The organism is Corynebacterium sp. HMSC28B08 (assembly GCF_001806865.1).
GTDB lineage: Bacteria > Actinomycetota > Actinomycetes > Mycobacteriales > Mycobacteriaceae > Corynebacterium > Corynebacterium auriscanis.
On the sequence record NZ_KV786151.1, the window covers coordinates 1 to 658 of the forward strand.

The window sequence follows — 658 nt, forward strand, 5'->3', positions numbered from 1 at the left end:
GGGTGCCGTCGCCGCGGCGGTGTTTCCACTTGTGCTCATCGACCCCCAGCACGCGGACGCCGGCCAGGTGGGTGGGATCGGAGTAGACCAGCTCACGGGCCTGATCCAGGGCAACCTGGTTGACCAGATCCCACCCGATGCCCAGGGACGTCGAGATCGCGGCAACACTCATCCGGTCGATGGCCAGGCGTTGGAGGATCCAGCGCGTGGCGATCGGGCGGTGAGCTTGGCTTTCGGCTTCGCGCACGTCAGTTGCTGCTGGAAGATCTTCACCGTGCACGCGGTGTTGGTGCAGGTCAACCGTGGTACCCGGATCCGTAACCGGGTGGGATGCCCGACGACGGGCAGGTCGACGAGCTGCCGGACCCGGTGATCACGCAGCCGCCCTTCCATCCCGCAGGTTGTGCACGAGGGGTCCACGGTGGCCGGGCGGCAGGTGATCCACGTGTGGTGTTCATCGATCGCGGCACCGGTGATCGTCAGGCCGAGTTCGACGGTGCGGATGATGGTGTCAGCGACAACAGACGTAGAATCGGGCATAGGTCCTCGGGGCGAAAGATGGTTGTGTGGTAACTCCCATCTTCGCACCGGGGACCCCTATATCTTGTGGTGGGTCCCGACTCTCATGTGTGTTCTCTCATCCCGGCTACGCACCCTA

At 64.4% G+C, this 658-nt stretch carries 1 pseudogene; it reads right to left on the bottom strand.

Annotation, left to right across the window (positions count from 1 at the left end):
* Positions 1–540, bottom strand: a pseudogene (locus HMPREF3098_RS01630) (ISL3 family transposase); the annotation flags it as partial.
* Positions 541–658: the final 118 nt, after the last annotated feature.